Origin of the sequence: Spirillospora sp. NPDC047279, from assembly GCF_040643285.1 — a bacterium.
Classification (GTDB): domain Bacteria; phylum Actinomycetota; class Actinomycetes; order Streptosporangiales; family Streptosporangiaceae; genus Spirillospora.
In genome coordinates this window covers 154,134-170,344 of the sequence record NZ_JBEYUA010000004.1, presented here as the reverse complement: position 1 = coordinate 170,344, position 16,211 = coordinate 154,134, and the positions used below count along the sequence as shown (strand labels likewise).

The 16,211-nt window shown below is 72.3% G+C and carries 14 protein-coding genes and 3 tRNA genes; 6 read left to right on the top strand and 11 right to left on the bottom strand.

Annotated features, from left to right (window positions below; genetic code table 11):
• Positions 1–5 precede the first annotated feature (5 nt).
• Positions 6–605, bottom strand: coding sequence for a helix-turn-helix domain-containing protein (locus ABZ810_RS11150; RefSeq protein ID WP_358402022.1), 600 nt, complete (start codon positions 603–605; stop codon positions 6–8).
• A gap of 167 nt (positions 606–772) precedes the next feature.
• On the opposite strand from ABZ810_RS11150, the gene ABZ810_RS11145 reads away from it, so the two are divergent.
• Entirely contained in the window at positions 773–1,693 is a 921-nt protein-coding gene (locus tag ABZ810_RS11145) for an MBL fold metallo-hydrolase (protein ID WP_358402021.1), read from the top strand.
• A gap of 15 nt (positions 1,694–1,708) precedes the next feature.
• Complete coding sequence (locus ABZ810_RS11140; RefSeq protein WP_358402019.1) at positions 1,709–3,238, top strand: beta-N-acetylhexosaminidase; 1,530 nt, start codon at positions 1,709–1,711, stop codon at positions 3,236–3,238.
• Between the two features lie 12 nt (positions 3,239–3,250).
• On the opposite strand, the gene ABZ810_RS11135 is transcribed toward ABZ810_RS11140, so the two are convergent.
• Positions 3,251–4,492, bottom strand: coding sequence for an MFS transporter (locus tag ABZ810_RS11135; RefSeq protein WP_358402017.1), 1,242 nt, complete (start codon positions 4,490–4,492; stop codon positions 3,251–3,253).
• Between the two features lie 121 nt (positions 4,493–4,613).
• Positions 4,614–5,246: an HNH endonuclease family protein gene (locus ABZ810_RS11130; RefSeq protein ID WP_358402015.1), complete on the bottom strand. Its 633-nt coding sequence runs from the start codon at positions 5,244–5,246 to the stop codon at positions 4,614–4,616.
• Positions 5,247–5,551: 305 nt separating this feature from the next.
• On the opposite strand from ABZ810_RS11130, the gene ABZ810_RS11125 reads away from it, so the two are divergent.
• Complete coding sequence (locus tag ABZ810_RS11125; protein WP_358402013.1) at positions 5,552–6,478, top strand: hypothetical protein; 927 nt, start codon at positions 5,552–5,554, stop codon at positions 6,476–6,478.
• Between the two features lie 49 nt (positions 6,479–6,527).
• Here ABZ810_RS11125 and ABZ810_RS11120 read toward each other — a convergent pair whose 3' ends face one another.
• Together ABZ810_RS11120 and ABZ810_RS11115 are read right to left on the bottom strand one after the other, a co-directional pair.
• Positions 6,528–7,724 carry a HAMP domain-containing sensor histidine kinase gene (locus ABZ810_RS11120; protein ID WP_358402011.1) on the bottom strand — a complete coding sequence of 399 codons (1,197 nt, stop codon included), beginning with the start codon at positions 7,722–7,724 and terminating at the stop codon, positions 6,528–6,530.
• Positions 7,721–8,380 carry a response regulator transcription factor gene (locus ABZ810_RS11115; protein ID WP_358402009.1) on the bottom strand — a complete coding sequence of 220 codons (660 nt, stop codon included), beginning with the start codon at positions 8,378–8,380 and terminating at the stop codon, positions 7,721–7,723. Before ABZ810_RS11115 ends, ABZ810_RS11120 begins: the two co-directional genes overlap by 4 nt.
• A gap of 139 nt (positions 8,381–8,519) precedes the next feature.
• On the opposite strand from ABZ810_RS11115, the gene ABZ810_RS11110 reads away from it, so the two are divergent.
• Positions 8,520–8,996: a hypothetical protein gene (locus ABZ810_RS11110; RefSeq protein WP_358402007.1), complete on the top strand. Its 477-nt coding sequence runs from the start codon at positions 8,520–8,522 to the stop codon at positions 8,994–8,996.
• A 77-nt stretch (positions 8,997–9,073) separates the two neighbouring features.
• On the opposite strand, the gene ABZ810_RS11105 is transcribed toward ABZ810_RS11110, so the two are convergent.
• The 3 genes from ABZ810_RS11105 to ABZ810_RS11095 form a co-directional block, all read right to left on the bottom strand.
• Positions 9,074–9,160, bottom strand: a tRNA-Tyr gene (locus ABZ810_RS11105).
• A gap of 29 nt (positions 9,161–9,189) precedes the next feature.
• Positions 9,190–9,262, bottom strand: a tRNA-Leu gene (locus ABZ810_RS11100).
• A gap of 5 nt (positions 9,263–9,267) precedes the next feature.
• Positions 9,268–9,341, bottom strand: a tRNA-Leu gene (locus tag ABZ810_RS11095).
• A gap of 240 nt (positions 9,342–9,581) precedes the next feature.
• On the opposite strand from ABZ810_RS11095, the gene ABZ810_RS11090 reads away from it, so the two are divergent.
• Together ABZ810_RS11090 and ABZ810_RS11085 are read left to right on the top strand one after the other, a co-directional pair.
• On the top strand, positions 9,582–11,024 hold the full coding sequence (locus ABZ810_RS11090) for an MFS transporter (RefSeq protein WP_358402005.1): 1,443 nt from the start codon (positions 9,582–9,584) through the stop codon (positions 11,022–11,024).
• A complete protein-coding gene (locus ABZ810_RS11085; protein ID WP_358402003.1) occupies positions 11,024–11,554 on the top strand; it encodes a potassium channel family protein in 531 nt (176 codons plus the stop codon). The genes ABZ810_RS11090 and ABZ810_RS11085 overlap by 1 nt, the downstream gene beginning before the upstream one ends.
• A 45-nt stretch (positions 11,555–11,599) precedes the next feature.
• Here the strand turns inward: ABZ810_RS11085 and ABZ810_RS11080 are convergent, their stop codons facing one another.
• The 3 genes from ABZ810_RS11080 to ABZ810_RS11070 are packed head-to-tail and all read right to left on the bottom strand — an operon-like array spanning position 11,600 to position 15,475.
• Positions 11,600–12,874 carry a nucleotide sugar dehydrogenase gene (locus ABZ810_RS11080; RefSeq protein ID WP_358402001.1) on the bottom strand — a complete coding sequence of 425 codons (1,275 nt, stop codon included), beginning with the start codon at positions 12,872–12,874 and terminating at the stop codon, positions 11,600–11,602.
• A gap of 29 nt (positions 12,875–12,903) precedes the next feature.
• The gene (gene wecB / locus ABZ810_RS11075) at positions 12,904–13,983 is read right to left on the bottom strand and encodes a UDP-N-acetylglucosamine 2-epimerase (non-hydrolyzing) (protein ID WP_358401999.1); all 1,080 of its coding nucleotides are present in this window, start codon (positions 13,981–13,983) and stop codon (positions 12,904–12,906) included.
• Positions 13,984–13,993: 10 nt separating this feature from the next.
• Positions 13,994–15,475 (bottom strand): sugar transferase, encoded by a 1,482-nt coding sequence (locus ABZ810_RS11070; protein ID WP_358401997.1) that lies wholly within the window; start codon positions 15,473–15,475, stop codon positions 13,994–13,996.
• Between the last annotated feature and the right edge of the window lie 736 nt (positions 15,476–16,211).

The following is a 16,211-nucleotide window of genomic DNA, read 5'->3' as shown; positions in this document are numbered from 1 at the left end:
TCACCTCACTCAGAGTCGGGCAATATGAGCTCGGCCATCTCGGCGAGCCGGTCGGCCATGCGGGCGTACGAGGTGTAGCCCATGCCCGCGTGCACCAGCGCGCCCGCGTACGCCAGCTCCAGCGCACCGACGATCTTCAGGTCGGCGTCCTCGTCCATCGCGGCCTGGAGCCGCTCCCGGATCGCGATGCCGATCTTGAGCCGGAGCTCGCGCACGTCGGGATCGGTGCCGAGCATGGCGGTCGTACAGGCCGCCGCCAGTTCGGGTTCGTCCGAGACCAGCAGGGCGATCTCCCGGAGCACGGCGCCCACGCGCTCCTTCGTCGAGCCCTCCACCGCGACCGGCTCCAGCGCGCTCAGCCGCCGCCAGAACACTTCGGTGATGAGATGGTTCTTGGAGGCGAAGTAGGTGTAGGCAGTGGCCGGCGCGACGCCCGCCCGCTTGGCGACGTTGCGCACGGTCAGGCCCTCGTAGCCGGCCTCGCGCACCTCCTCCACCGCCGCGTCGGTCAGACGCCGCACGGTGTCGGCCTGGCGGTCGGTCAGCCGCCGCCGGGTGGACTCGTTGGCCAGAGCCTGACTGCTCTGCTGGTTAATACCGGACACGTGTCCAGACAATAGTTCAGACACCGGCACCCGACAAGTGGGCCACGCCCGCGACGTCAGGCTTCCCGGTCGAAAACGGGTCGAGCGGGCGAGGCCGGGCTCGCTACGATCGGCCGTATTCATCAGGGCGGCCGGACGGTCCGGGAGCGTCCGGGAGGGCGGCTCCGATGACGCGGCTTCCTGAACTACTGGACAAGGGGCATCCGTTCCGCCAGTGGAAGACCCTGCGGATCCCGGGCACCGAGCTGACGCTCACCGGCTACTCCCGCGCCAACGACAAGACGTTCTTCCACATCCCCGAGCTGCGGTGCGCCCTGGACGCCGGGTTGTGCGAGGGGCGGCAGGTCGACACGGTCTTCCTCACGCACACCCACCACGACCACTCCAAGGACCTCGACTTCCTGGCCTCCGGCGCGGACGTGCACCTGCCGGCCGAGGCCGTGCCGTACGCCGAGGCCTACCTGCGCGCGTCCGCCGAGCTCAACCACGGGCCCGCCTACGACCCCGCCCTGGGCGGCGGCCACGCCCTGCACGGCGTGCGGCACGGCGACGAGTTCACGTTCGGGCGCCGGGGGCACCACGTGCGGGTGGTGGAGTGCGAGCACAAGGTGCCCTGCGTCGGCTACGCGTTCTCCGAACGCCGCAAGGCGCTGCGCCCGGAGTTCGAGGAGCTGCGCGCGACGCTGGCGCCCGGCGAGTTCGGCCGGCTCATGGCGAGCCGGCGCAAGGAGGGCGTGCGGGTCGACGAGGAGGTCCTCCGGCCGCTGTTCGCCTTCCTCGGCGACACGCATGTGAACGTGTTCGACCGCAACCCGTGGCTCTTCGGCTATCCGGTCGTCATCACCGAGTGCACGTTCCTGTACGACAGCGAGCTCGAACGCGCCGACCGGGTCGGGCACACCGTGTGGAGCCGGCTCAGGCCCGTGGTCGAGGCGCACCCCGAGACGCTGTTCGTGCTGACGCACTTCAGCCTGCGCCACTCCGACCAGGAGGTCCTGACCTTCTTCCAGGAGACCGGCGCGCCCGCCAACGTCCTGCCGTGGGCGCACCCGGAGAGCCACCTGCCCGAGCAGCACCAGCACTCGTAGACGAAAGGCAGGCGAATGACCGGAGACCTCGACCTCGGCCTCATCCCCGCGCCGCGCCGGATCACCCGCACCGGCGGCGAGGGCCCGCTGCCGGCGGAGGTGCGCACCGCCGTCGACCCGGCGCTCGGGCCGGAGGCCTACCGGCTGACCGTCTCGGCCGAACGCGCCGAGATCGTGGGCGGGGACGAGGCAGGGGTGCACTGGGGGCGCCAGACCCTGCGGCAGCTGAGGGGACCGGACGCGTTCCGCCGCGCGTCCATCGGCGGCGCGGCGCCCACGGTGCCGTACATGGTCATCGAGGACGCGCCGCGGTTCGCCTGGCGCGGGTTCATGCTCGACGTGGCGCGGCACTTCCTGCCCAAGGACGACGTCATCCGCTACATCGACCTGCTGGCGGCGCACAAGCTCAACGTCCTGCACCTGCACCTGACCGACGACCAGGGCTGGCGCGTCGAGATCGAGCGGTACCCGCGGCTGACCGAGGTCGGCGCGTGGCGGCCGCGCACCCGCAAGGGGTGGGGCGAGCCGCTGACGTGGGACGAGCGTCCGCACGGCGGCTTCTACACCCAGGACGACCTGCGCGAGATCGTCGCGTACGCCGCCGAACGGCACGTCACCGTCGTCCCCGAGGTCGACCTGCCCGGCCACTCGCAGGCGGCCATCGCCGCCTACCCCGAGCTCGGCAACGCCGACGTCGTCGACACCGCGGCCCTCGGCGTGAAGACGGACTGGGGCATCAACCCCAACGTCCTCGCGCCGACCGAGCACGTGCTGCGCTTCTACGAGGGGGTGCTGGAGGAGGTCCTCGGCATCTTCCCGGGCCGCTTCGTCCACATCGGCGGCGACGAGTGCCGCAAGGACCAGTGGCGCGCCTCCCCCACCGCGCAGGCGCGCATCCGCGAGCTGGGGCTCGACGACGAGGACCGGCTCCAGTCCTGGATCATCCGCCACTTCGACCGCTGGCTCGCCGATCGCGGGCGGCGCCTCATCGGCTGGGACGAGATCCTGGAGGGCGGGCTGGCGGAGGGCGCCGCCGTCACCTGCTGGCGCTGGTACCGGGGCGGCGTCGCGGCCGCCAAGGCCGGTCACGACGTCGTCATGTGCCCCCAGCAGGAGGTCTACCTCGACCACGTCCAGGCGCCGGGCCCGGACGAACCCGTCCCGTTCGGCTGGGTGCACACGCTGGAGGACGTCTACCGCTTCGAGCCCGTGCCGCCCAGCCTCGCCGGGACCCCGGACGCCGACCGCGTCATCGGCACCCAGGCCAACCTGTGGACCGAGGTCGTCGACAGCCGCGCCCGGGTCGACTACCAGGCGTTCCCCCGCCTCGTCGCGTTCGCCGAGGTGGCCTGGACGCCGCTGCCCCTGCCGGACGAACGCGACTTCGCCGGGTTCGAGCGCCGGATGGACGCCGCCCACTACGCGCGGCTGGACGCGCTGGGCGTCGGCTACCGTCCGCCGTCCGGCCCGCATCCCTGGCAGCGGCGCCCCGGCGTGCCCGGCAGGATGCACCACAAGCCGCGCAAGATCTGGGGCGACGCCTGACGCCCCACCGCGTCAGCGGACGGACCTGATGCGGGTGACGAGGACGGCGCCGGCCAGCGCGCACAGCGCGGCGAAGCCGTAGAAGGCGGGATAGTTCTCGCCGTCGCCGATGGCCAGGAAGAGCGGCGCGACGGCGGGCGCGAGCGACTGGGGCAGGGTGTTGGCGATGTTGATGACGCCGAGGTCCTTGGCCGTGCTCTCGGGGTCGGGCAGCACCTGGGTGATCAGGGCCATGTCCACGGCGAGGAACATGCCGCCCGCGACGCCGAGCACGACCTGGGCGGCGATCGCCTGCGGCAGCGAGGTCGCCGGGGCCAGCAGGCCGATGCCGGCGGCGAGGATGACGCCGGAGCCGATGACGAACGGCTTGCGGCGGCCGGCGCGGTCGGAGAGCCAGCCGCCCAGCACCGAGGTGACCGCGGTGCAGGACAGGGCGACGACGACCAGCAGCGCCACGGTCTCGTCCACCTCGTCCTCGGCGACGCCGACCCGGTCGGGCAGGAAGAACGCCAGGTAGGTCAGGGGCGCGAAGACGCCGAACGAGACCAGGAAGCGGGTCAGCCACGCGTAGCCGAAGTCGGGGTGGCGGCGCGGGTTCACCCAGAACGTGCCGGCGAACTCCCGGACGGAGAACGGCGCGGCGGGCTCGGTCAGCGGCCGGTCGGGCAGGCGCAGCGCGAACACCGCGACGCACACCGTGCCGATGACGGCGGGCACCAGGAACTTGGCGGGGATGCCGGGCAGCACCGCGACGAGGCCCACGCCCATGGTGATGGCGATGATCTGGGTGAAACCGAGCAGGCCCGACATCGAGCCGCGGCGCGCCACCGGGACCTGGTCGGGGATGGTGGCGGCGAGCGCGGCCAGGGTGGCGTTGAACGAGAGCTGTGCCAGGCACCAGCCCAGCACGATCGCGGGCAGCGACGGCACCAGCGCGACGACGGCCAGGCCGAGCACGCCGCCGGCCATGCCGCCGACGAGCCAGGGGCGGCGGCGCCCGAGACGGGAGGTGGTGCGGTCCGACAGCCGCCCGGCGAGCGGGTTGCCGATCAGCGCCAGGAACGCGCCGAGGCCGAGCACGATGCCGGCGTTGCGCTCCTTGTCGGCCGGGTCGAGGTCCTCCAGCCGCAGTTGCAGCGTCACCAGCACGGGCGGGATCAGCGGGATCCACAACCCGAGGTTGGCGATCGCGAGCAGCCCGGCGAAACCACGCGGCGCCGTCACGGCCTCCGCCGTCTCCGGCGCCTCGTGCATAGGGCCTCCCATCCGGGGCGAGCGTACCGGCCGCTCCCCCGACAAGAACGCTCACGATCTCACAAGAAGGCCGCCGCCCGGCAAGGGGCGGCGGCCGTCGATCCCGGAGGCGGGGGTGCGGTCAGCAGGTGCCGAGCATGCCGCTGAGAGCGGACTTCTCGGCGCTGTCGACCGTCAGGCCCCACTCGTACTTCACGTCGATGAAGGCGCGGGCGTACACGCAGTGGAACGAGCTGAGCGGGGGCTTCCACTCGGCCGGGTCCTTGTCGCCCTTGGCCTGGTTGACGTTGTCGGTGACGGCCCACAGCTGGGCGTTGGTGAGGTCGTTGGCGAACGACTGGCGCCTGGAGGTCGTCCACGACCAGGCGCCGGAACGCCAGGCCTCGGCGAGCGCGACCATGTGATCGATGTCGACGTCGGACGCGGCGGTCCAGCGGCCACCGTCGTAGGGCGAGGTCCAGGTGCCGGACGTGGCGGCACAGCTGGAGTTGGTGACGACGTTGACGCCGTCGCGCTTGAGCACGGTCTCGCGCGTGTTGCAGGCCCCGGAGACGGTGCTCCAGTGCGGGAACAGGTCGCGGTCGTAGGTCGATTCGTGGGATTCGGCGGCGACGGTGAGCGCGGCCAGCTCGGAGGCGGCGGTGCTCGCGGACGGGATGTTGGGGGGAGCCGCGAGGGCGGGGGGCGCGGCAAGTCCCGTGGTGAGACCGAGCGCCGCCACGGTGGACAGCGCGAATGCCGTGACTCGGTTCACGAGTCTCTCCTTCTGCCCGTGCCCCGGCCAGGAGGGGAGCCCTGGTCATGTGCGGGGCCGACGGGTCAGAAGGGACGGTCGCATTCCGTACTTTGCGGGCAAATATCATGACTTGACCAGTAAGGCGGACCGCGTTCGTGACATCACCACACCGCGGATCACTGACCTGCACCGACGCGAAGATCAGCACAGCGTGAGCATGAATGAACTTCGCGTTAATCCCGCGTGGAGCTCCCCCGCACAGGGGAGGCGGATCCCCGCACGGCGGGAGGCCCGGAGCCGGGCGCCCGGACGAGCCTTGAGCCATGACGATCTCGACGACCCCGGCCCGCGACCGGCGGACGTGGCCCCTCCGGCGCGCGCTCTGCCTGCTGACCGCCGCCGCGTGCGCCCCGTACATCACGCTCAAGCTGATCTGGCTCGCCGGCGGCGACCTCGGGGTGAGCGGCGACGCGGCGACCGAGATGCACAGCGCGACGTTCGTCGCGGCGAACGCGATCACCATGGGCATGGAGATCGTCGCCGTCGTCATCGTGTTCGCGTTCACCTACCCGTGGGGGCGGCGTATCCCGGCCTGGCTGGTGCTGGCGCCCATGTGGGTCGGCACCGGGCTGCTCGCGCCGATCGCGCTGGGCGTTCCGCTGGGTCTGGCGGCGCAGGCCGTGGCCGGCGGGTCCCCGATACCTGAGAACGACGACAGCGGCGACATGAGCGGCTGGGTCTTCGCCGTCGTGTACGGGGGCTTCGTCCTCCAGGCGATCACGCTGCTGGCGGCGTTCGTCCTCTACGCCCGGGCCCGCTGGCCGGAGGCCTTCCGGCGGCCCGTGATCCGGGCGGGCGGCACGCGCGCCCCCCAGGTCCTGTTCGTGAACGGGGCGTCCGTCGTGGCGGTGGCGTGCGGCGTGACGCAGGTGCTCTGGGCGTTCACCGGCGGCGAGTTCGGCGGCGACACGGCGTACGAGACGGTCGCGCAACGGACGTTCGCCGCGGTCGGCGGGCTGCTGGCGCTCGCGGGCGCGGCGGGGGCGCTGGCCCTGGTGCACGGCCGCGGCAGCCGTCCGGTCCTGGCGCTCACGGCGGCATGGACCGGCGCGGGGCACCTCCTCGCCGGAGGCCTCTTCGCCGGCGCCGCCGGTGCGGCCGGCGCCGTCAACATGTACGGCGCTCTCGCCGGCCTCCTCCTGGGCGTCGCCGCGCTCCTGACTCTGGTCGATTCACGGCGGGCCGGTTGACAGGACTGATCGCCGGGGCGCCCACGGGAAGGGAGGGGCGCCCCGGCGATCAGCCGGCCCCCGGCGCCGGGGGCCGGTCGAGCGGGTGGGCGTCCGCTCGGCCGGGCTGATGCGCCGGGAGACTGACGGTGACCTCCAGGCCACCGGAGGGACGGGCGACGGCGCCGTGCGCGCCGCCGTGCGCGAGGGCGATGGCGGCGACGATCGACAGGCCCAGCCCGTGACCGTCCGCCGCCACGGCCGGTCCGCCCGGGGCGTGCCGGCGGAACGGCTCGAACAGCGCCGCCACCTTCTCGGCCGGGACGACCGGGCCGCTGTTGGCGACGTGCAGCACCGCGCGCCCGTCCACCGCCCTGACCGACACCTCGATCCGGCCGCCGGGCACGTTGTGGCGGACCGCGTTGTCGACCAGGTTGACCGCCAGCCGTTCCAGCAGGGCCGGGTCACCGCGCACCAGCGCGGGCCTCAGCCGCGGCACCACCTCCAGGTCGCGGACGTCGGTGCCGACCAGGACGGTCTGCACGATCTCGGCGAGGTCGGCGTCCTCGTAGCGCTCGACGCCGCGTTCGCTGCGGGCGAGGGTGAGCAGGCCGGCGATGAGGCGTTCGTGCCGGTGGGTCGCGGTCCTGACCCGGACGGCCATCGCGGTCAGCGAGCGCAGCGAGGGGTCCGGGTCGGCCAGCGCCACGTCCACCGCGGCCCGCTGGACGGTGAGCGGCGTGCGCAGCTCGTGCGAGGCGTTGGCCACGAACCGCCGCTGCGCCTCGAACGCGGCGGCGAGCCGCCCGAGCATGGCGTCGAACGTGTCGGCCAGTTCCTTGATCTCGTCGCGCGGGCCGGGCAGCCCGATGCGCTCGTCGAGGTTGTGGGTCGACAACCGGCGCGCGGTCGCGGTGATGTCGCGCAGCGGCCGCAACGCCCGGCCCGCCACGATCCAGCCGAGCGCGACCGCCACCACCGACACGATGGCCAGCGCGACCATCGACTGGGTGAGCAGCTCGCGCAGCGCCTCGTCGCGCTGCCGGGCGAGCGCGGCGTCGAGCCGTTCCTGGAACGCCGCCGGGCCGGCGAGGCCGAACGGCGCCTCGGGCAGCCGCGACAGGTCCGGCCGCCGCGGCCCCGCCGCGTCCAGCCGCCGCGCGAACAGCACGTAGGTGATGAACACCAGCAGCGCGCCCACCGCGACGAACAACCCGCCGTACAGAGCGGTGAGCCGCAACCTGAGGGTGAACGGCGGCGGCCTCATCGCGAGATCCGGTAGCCGGCGCCCGGCAGCGTCGCCACGACCGCGGGCTCCCCCAGCTTGCGGCGCAGCCGCATCATCGTCACCCGGACGGTGTTGGTGAACGGGTCGGTGTGCTCGTCCCACACCCGTTCGAGCAGCTGCTCGCAGGTGACCACCGCGCCGTCCGCGCCCATCAGCACCTCCAGCACGCCGAACTCCTTGGGCGTGAGCGCCAGCGGCCGGCCCGCGCGCGTCACCGTCCGCCGCGCGGTGTCCATCACCAGGTCGCCGTCCACCAGCACGGGCGGGATCGCCGGGCGCGCCCGGCGGCCCAGCGCCCGGATGCGGGCGACCAGCTCGGCGAAGTCGAACGGCTTGGCCAGGTAGTCGTCGGCGCCCAGGGCGAGGCCCTCGACCCGGTCGTCGACGGCGCCCGCCGCGGTCAGCATCAGCACCCGTGTCATCGCCCCGGCGGCGACCAGCTCCCGGCACACGTCGTCGCCGTGCACGTCGGGCAGATCGCGGTCGAGCACGACGACGTCGTACTCGTTCACCGCGAGGAACTCCAGCGCGGCACCGCCGCCGGCGACCGCGTCCACCGCCAGGCCGGCCGCGCGAAGCCCCTCGAGGAGGATCTCGACCAGGTCGGCCTGGTCCTCCACCACCAACACCCGCATCGCGTCCTCCCTCGTGGCCGCGTCCCACCTTCGCGGACGCCGCATAACCCCTGAATAACGCGACACGTGTTACCCCAGTGTTAGCCGTGCCCCCGCACGATCACTGGCGTCAGGTGCTCCTCACCCGAAAGGCCAGCTCATGAAACCGCCCACCCTGATCATCGGGACCGCCGTCATCGCCGGCGTCCTCGCGACGACCACCGCCGCCGCGGCGGCCGATCCGTCATCGGGCCCCGGCCCCTCCACCCCGTCCGCTCCGGCGGCCCCCACCGCACCGAAGGCGGTGCACGGCGAGTCGGTGGTCAAGGGCGCCGACGGGTGGACGCGGGTGTACACGTGGCAGACCGGAACGATTACCGAGAAGGGCGGTACGAGGCTCACGGTGCGCAGTTCCGACGGCACCACGTACGCCTGGGTGCTGAACGGGCGGACCCGCCACCGGGCGAAGTCCTGGGAGGTGGGCGACACGGTGATGGTCGGCGGCCCGCGCGACGGCCAGACCCGGACCGCGGCCCTCGTCACCACCCCGTCGGACTTCGGCGAGATCCGCGAACGCCTGAAGGATCTGAAGCTCCCCGACCGGCCGGAACTCCCGGAGCTCCCGCGGCTCCCGTGACGACGGGCTGAGCCGTGGGCGGAGGCGCCCCGCCCGCGGCCCTGGCCCGACCGGACGCAGACCTGTTCTCGGACGGATGGTGGGGCGGGTGGGATTCGAACCCACTCAGCGCAAGGCACCTGGGTTACAGCCAGGCCGAACTCTCCGGACGTTCGCGCCGCCCCGGGGCGAGCCGGGGGGCCGGCTCGCGTCGTACCTCCGACAGGATTCGAACCTGCACTACACAGCTCCTCGGGCTGCTGTCTCTACCGTTGGACTACGGAGGCATGCGTGCGGCCCCCGGGATTCGAACCCGGAACATCCAGTGTCTGAGACTGGCCTCTCTACCGATTGGAGTAGAGCCGCGTGGAGGGCGAAGGCGGCGTCACTCCGGCGGGGCCGTGAAGGTCAGGCGGGATACCGGCCGAGCGACGCCTGGCTAAGTAGATACAGGTGCTTCATGGCCGGTCCTCCTCTCGGTGTCCTCTTGGACGGCCTGACGGGTCATACGGTGCCACCGGCGGGACGGCCGGTGCAACGGGTTTATCGGCGGTCACCCGGGAGGGGTGATGAGCGCGGGCCGGGGTCCACCGGAGCCTGAGCGCTGTGACGGAGACTCCGCAAGCCCGGACCGTGGTCGTCCCGCTGGCGCTGGCGCAGTTCGTCGCCAGCTACGCCGCCACGAACATGAACGTGGCCATCAGCACGATCGCCGAGGACCTCGACACGACGGTCATCGGGATCCAGACGACGATCACGTTGTTCACGCTGACCATGGCCGCCCTGATGATCACGGGCAGCAAGCTGACCGACATCTGGGGCCGCAAGCGGTGCTTCGTGGGCGGGCTGGCGATCTACGGGACGGGGGCGCTGCTGGCGGCGCTCGCGCCCGGACTGGGCACGATGATCGTCGGATACTCGGTGCTGGAGGGCGTGGGGTCGGCGCTGATGATCCCGCCCATCTACATCCTGATCACCGTGGTGTTCACGGACCTGAAGTCGCGGGCCAAGTACTTCGGGGTCGTGAGCGGGGCGGCGGGGCTGGGCGCGGCGGCCGGGCCGCTGGTGGGCGGGCTCATCACGAGCGCGATCAGCTGGCGTGCGTCGTTCCTGGCGCAGGTCCTGCTGGTGGTGTGGATCCTGGTGCTCGCCCGGCGGCTGCCCGATCCGCCGATGAAGGAGCCGCGGCCGCGGCTGGACGTGGTGGGCGCGGTGTTGTCGGCGGCCGGGATGATGTTCGTGGTGCTGGGCGTCCTCCAGTCGGGGACGTACGGGTGGCTCACGTCGCGCGAGGCGTTCACGATCGGCGACGTCGAGGTGGTCCCGGAGGGCGGGATCTCGCCGGTGTGGATCTTCGTGGCCGTCGGCGTCGTGGTGTTCGCGTGGTTCTTCCTGCATGTGCGGTCGAGGGAGCGGGCGGGCAGGGACCCGCTGATCTCGTTGCGGCTGTTCCAGAACCGGACGTCCAACCTCGGGCTGGGGACGCAGCACATCCAGTGGCTCACGTTGCAGGGGAGCTTCTTCGTCATCTCGGTGTTCCTCCAGCAGGAGCGGGACTTCAACGCGATCCAGACCGGGCTGGCGCTCACGCCGGCGACGGCGGGCATCCTGCTCGCGTCGGCGGCGGCCGAGCGGATGGCGGGGCGGCACTCGCAGCGGCGGCTGATCCGGGCGGGGTTCGGCGCGTCGGTCGGCGGGCTGCTGCTGTTGCTGGCGCTGGTGCGTGAGGACTCGAACGTCCTGACGCTCGTGCCGGGGTTGCTGCTGATGGGGATCGGCATCGGGATCATGCTGACCGCCTCGGTGAACGTGGTGCAGTCGGCGTTCCCGGACTCGGACCAGGGCGACATCTCGGGGTTGTCGCGCAGCGTCTCCAACCTCGGGTCGTCGCTGGGGACCGCCCTGGCGGGGTCGATCATCGTCGCGGCGTCGCATCCGGGTGGACGGCCGTTCGTGCTCTCGCTGGTCGTCCTGGGGTCGTTCCTGGTCATCGGGTGGGTGCTGGCGCTGCTCCTTCCGCGTAAGGCGGCCGCGAAGACGGCGGCGTGATGCTGGAGGGGATACCGCGACGCAGGCGGCGCCGGCTGGCGCTGCGGACGGCCGCGCGGACGGGGGCGACCGTGGCCTGCCTGGGGGTCGCGTACTACGTGGTGCCGCTGGACAGGGGGTTCAGCGTCGTGACGGGGTCCGTGCTGGCCGGTGCCCTGGTGGTGCTGGCGTGGATCATCGGGTGGCACGCGCGGGCCATCATGCGCTCGGAGCATCCGCGGCTGCGGGCGGTCGAGGCGCTGACGAGCTCGCTCGCGCTGTTCCTGGTGGTGTTCTCGCTGAGCTACTGCCTGATGAGCAGCGGTGCGGAGATGTCCTTCTCCGAGCCGCTGACCCGGACGGACGCCCTGTACTTCACCCTGACGTGCTTCTCGTCGGTGGGCTTCGGGGACATCACGCCGCGTTCGGAAGGGGCCAGGGTCCTGACCATGGTGCAGATGCTGGGCAACCTGGTCTTCCTGGGGCTGGTCGCGAAGATCCTGCTCGAGGCGGTGCACCGGGGGCTCGACCGGCGGGCGCGGAGCGAATGACGCCGAGGGGCCCGCCACCGCGCGGTGGCGGGCCCCTCGAGGACGTCAGAGCTGCTCGACGGAGGGGTCGCCCACGTCGCGGGTGCGGCCACGGGCGTCGAAGACCAGCTTCGCGTGCCGGGAGAGCGTCTCGGCCTCGTACACCCTGTGGTCGGCCAGCACGATGGCCAGATCGGCGCCCGCCAGCGCCGCGGCCAGATCGGCGCCGGCCCTCGGGACGTCGGTGGTGTCGACCCGCCAGCTCGCGACGTAGGGGTCGTGGAAGCTCAGGTCGGCGCCGAGCGCCAGCAGCCTCCTGGCCACCGGGCGGGCCGGCGACTCGCGCTGGTCGGCGATGTCGGCCTTGTAGGTGACGCCGAGGAGGAGCACCTTGGCGCCCTTGAGCGCGCGGCCCTCGCGGTTGAGCAGTTGCTGCGCCCGTTCGACGACGTACCGCGGCATGCGGTCGTTGATCTCCTGGGCGAGCTCGACGAAGCGGAACGGGTAGCCCAGCGACCGCACCTTGTACGACAGGTAGTTGGGGTCGATGGGGATGCAGTGCCCGCCGACGCCGGGCCCGGGGCGGAACGCCTGGAAGCCGAACGGCTTGGTGGCGGCGCAGTCGATGGCGTCCCACAGGTCGATGCCGAGCTCGTTGCAGAAGACGGCCATCTCGTTGACGAGCGCGATGTTGACGTGCCGGTAGGTGTTCTCCAGCAGCTTGGCCATCTCCGCCTCGCGGGTGCCGCGCGCCTGCACGACGCGTTCGACGAACTTGCCGTAGAGCGCGGACGCGGCGGTCGCGCACGCCGGGGTCAGCCCGCCGACGATCTTGGGTGTGTTGCGGACGCCGTACACCGGGTTGCCCGGGTCGATGCGCTCGGGCGAGAACGCCAGGTGGAAGTCCCGCCCGGCGACGAGCCCGGACGTCTCCAGGATCGGCCGGACCACCTCCTCGGTGGTGCCGGGGTAGGTGGTGGACTCCAGCACCACCAGCGTGCCCGGCGCCAGCCGTTCGGCGATGGAACGCGTGGCGCCGCGTACCGCGGTGAGGTCCGGGCCGCCGCCGTCCGACAGCGGCGTGGGGACGCAGATGACCACGGTGCGCGCGTCGAGCAGGACGTCCTCGTCGGCGCTGGGCGCGAAGCCCTGGGCCAGCATCTCGGCCACCTCGGCGTCGGAGACGTCGTCGATGTGCGACCGCCCCGCCTCCAGGGCCGCGACGACCCGCGCGTCGAGGTCGAGGCCGCCCACCTTGAGGCCCGCCCGGCACGCCTCGCGGACGAGCGGCAGCCCGACGTACCCGAGCCCGATGACGACCAGGTCCCGGTCGCCGCGCACGCCCCTGTCCCCGCTGGGAAGGCCCATGGCTACGCCGCCCGCTTCCAGTGCCGGATGACGTCGGCGATGCGGGCGCCGGACTTCCCGTCCCACAGCGGCGGCGTCCTGCCGCCGGACGCCGGCGCCGCGGCGAGCGCCTTGCGGGCCGCCGGCACGACCTCCTCGAACGTGACGAGGCGGTTGGTGCCGTGCGTGACGGTGATCGGCCGTTCGGTGTTGGGCCGTACGGTCAGGCAGGGCACGCCGAGGATCGTGGTCTCCTCCTGGAGGCCGCCCGAGTCGGTCAGGACCGCGGCGGCGCCGCGCACCGCGGCGATGAACTCGATGTAGCCGAGCGGGTCCAGGACGTGCACGCGCGGGTGGTCGTCCAGCCCGGCGGCCATGAGGGTGGCGCGGCCGCGCGGATGCACCGGGATCACCAGGTCGGCGAGGTCGGCGACGCCGTGCAGGTGGCCGACCAGCGCGGCGGCTGTCTCCGGCCGGTCCACGTTGGCGGGCCGGTGCATCGTCGCGAGCACGTAGCGGTCGGGCAGGCCGTGCGCGGCGCGCGCCTTCCCGGTGTCGAACGCGTCCATGTTGGCCAGGAGGGTGTCGATCATCGGGTTGCCGACGAAGTGCACCCGGTCGACCGGGACCCCCTCGTTCGCCAGGTGCCCCACCGCCTCCGGGCTCGTCACGAAGCACAGGTCGGAGAGCTGGTCGGTCAGCCGCCGGTTGACCTCCTCCGGCATGGTCATGTCGAAGCTGCGCAGCCCGGCCTCGACGTGCGCGACCGGAATCCCGATCTTGGCCGCGACCAGGGCGGCGGCCATCGTGGAGTTGACGTCGCCGTACACCACCACCAGCTCGGGAGAACGGGCCAGGAACTCGCGTTCGAGGCCCACCAGCAACGCGGCCGTCTGCTCGGCGTGGCCGCCCGAGCCGACGCCGAGGTTCACGTCCGGCTCCGGGAGGCCCAGGTCGCGGAAGAAGACCTCCGACATCCGCTCGTCGTAGTGCTGGCCGGTGTGCACCACGACCTGGTCCAGGTCGGCGGCCGCCGCGATCACCGGCGCCGCCTTGACGAGGTTGGGCCGGGCCCCGACCACGTGCACGATCGAAGTGATCATCAATGTCCCTTCAGTAAGCGCCCTGGCCGCGGAACACCGCGGCGAAGGTCTTCCAGAGGATCTGCATGTCCAGGACCAGCGACCAGTTCTCGATGTAGCGCAGGTCGAGCCGCACGGTCTCGTCCCACGACAGGTCCGACCGGCCGCTCACCTGCCAGAGGCCGGTCATCCCCGGCAGCACCGCCAGCCGGCGGTACACGTCCTGGCCGTACTGGTCGACCTCCTGGGGCAGCGGCGGCCGGGGGCCCACCAGCGACATCTCGCCGCGCAGCACGTTGACCAGCTGCGGCAGCTCGTCGATGGAGAAGCGGCGCAGCCACGCGCCGAGCCGGGTGATCCGCGGATCGTTCTTGATCTTGAAGAGCACGGCGTTGCCCGTGCTGACCGCGTCCGTCGCCACGACGGCGATGTCGGACCGGCGGCGCTCGGCGTCCACGACCATGGTGCGGAACTTGAGCATCCGGAACCGCCGCCCGTCCCGCCCGATCCGTTCCTGGGAGAACAACGCCGGGCCCGGGTCGTCGAGCCGCACGAGCAGCGCCGTCAGCGCCCACAGCGGCGCGAGCAGGACCAGGGCGACCGCGGCGGCCGTCCGGTCGAAGATCGCCTTGAGCAGGCGCCGGGTCCCGGCGAGCTCGGGATGCTCGACGTGCAGCAGCGGCAGGCCCGCCACCGGCCGGATCGAGGTCCGCGGCCCGGCGATGTCCAGCAGCGCCGAGGCGACCAGCAGCTCGGTGTGGGTCTTCTCCAGCTTCCACGCCAGCCGGCGCAGTTCCACGCCGGCGAGCTCGGGGCAGGCCAGCACCGCCACGGTGTCGGCGTTGGACCGGCGCACCACGTCGGCGACGTCGCCCAGCCGCCCCTCGACCGGCACGGTCCCGAGGATGTCCGCGCCGTCCCCGTACGGCACCACCCGCATCGGGACGGTCGAGACGCCGTCGGGGTCCAGGCCCGCCGGGACGCCGGTCACGCCCGTCCTGGGCACTCCCGCCCCGCGCGCCGGTCCCGTGTGGTCGCCGGGCAGGCAGGCGGCGACGATCTGCATGCCGTGGGCGCGGCCGCGGTCCAGCTCGCGGACGAGCTCGGTCACCGCCTCCCGGTGGCCGACCACGACGGTCCGGCGCAGGCATTCGCCCTGGGCGCGCCGCCGCCACAGGAACTTGCGCAGGTGCCGGCGCGCGAACAGCGACAGCAGGGTCACGGCGGGCAGCGTGACGACCACGAAGCCCCGGGCCACCTCGGCCTTGGTCGCGTACGAGACGACCGCCACCGTCGCGGTCAGGCTCAGGCCCGCGTCGATGATCCGCCGGTACTCCTCGGTGCCGGCGCCGAAGAACCGGGCGTCGTAGGCCCGTGCCGCGGCCACCCAGGCGACCCAGATCAGCGGCAGCGCGACGGCCAGCACGGCGTCCGGCCGCGGCGCCTGATCCCCCTCACCGAAGCGCAGCAGGTATCCGAAACCGCCCGCGGCTACCGCACAGCAGAAATCCACGGTAATGGCGAGGTGAACATAACCTGACACCCAGCCCGGTGCACCGGCCGCTCGTTTTCGCCACCACCGGATGGACGCCGTACGACGGTCGAGCACGCTCATGCCGTCATCCCCCGTCTCCCCTTCCCCGGATCCGCGTCCAGCGCCCCTCCAAGCACTGAATGCGAACCTAACCAGAGAGTAAAGCTGCCAGTGTCAGAAGACGAAGGGAAGGTAATCAGCCTAGGCCGGACCCGGCCGGATTGTGAATTCCGTGGTCATAAACCATTCGGGTGGCCGGATTCGGCCGGAGTTCGGAGTGCTCCGGGATGGCGAGCCTACTCTCACGCGGCGCTCTATCTGTTGACTTCCGCACCCGTGGTCACCGCCGTGACCGCATTATTCTGCCTGGCAGACAAGCTTTCCGGGGGTTCGACGGGGTTGCCCGCAAAGGCCGGGACAATGCGCCTATAACAGCCGGGACACTGTCCCTAGGCCACCCGGGACAATTGCTTTAACGGGACGTGCGTCCCGCCTCGCACCGCCCCGACCTCGGGCGGAGCGACGCCGGCTCTCCGCACGGCCGTCATGATCCACGAGTCGGCGCGACGCTGGGCCCCCAGCGGGCGCACAGCCCGCCCCCAGGGGCCGGGCGGCATCGAGCCACGTCGGAATCGTTCCATCGAACACGCGCGGAACTGCACTGATACAGCAGGTGACCGCATTCGCCCAGGCCGCAATCCGGCCACGCCATGCC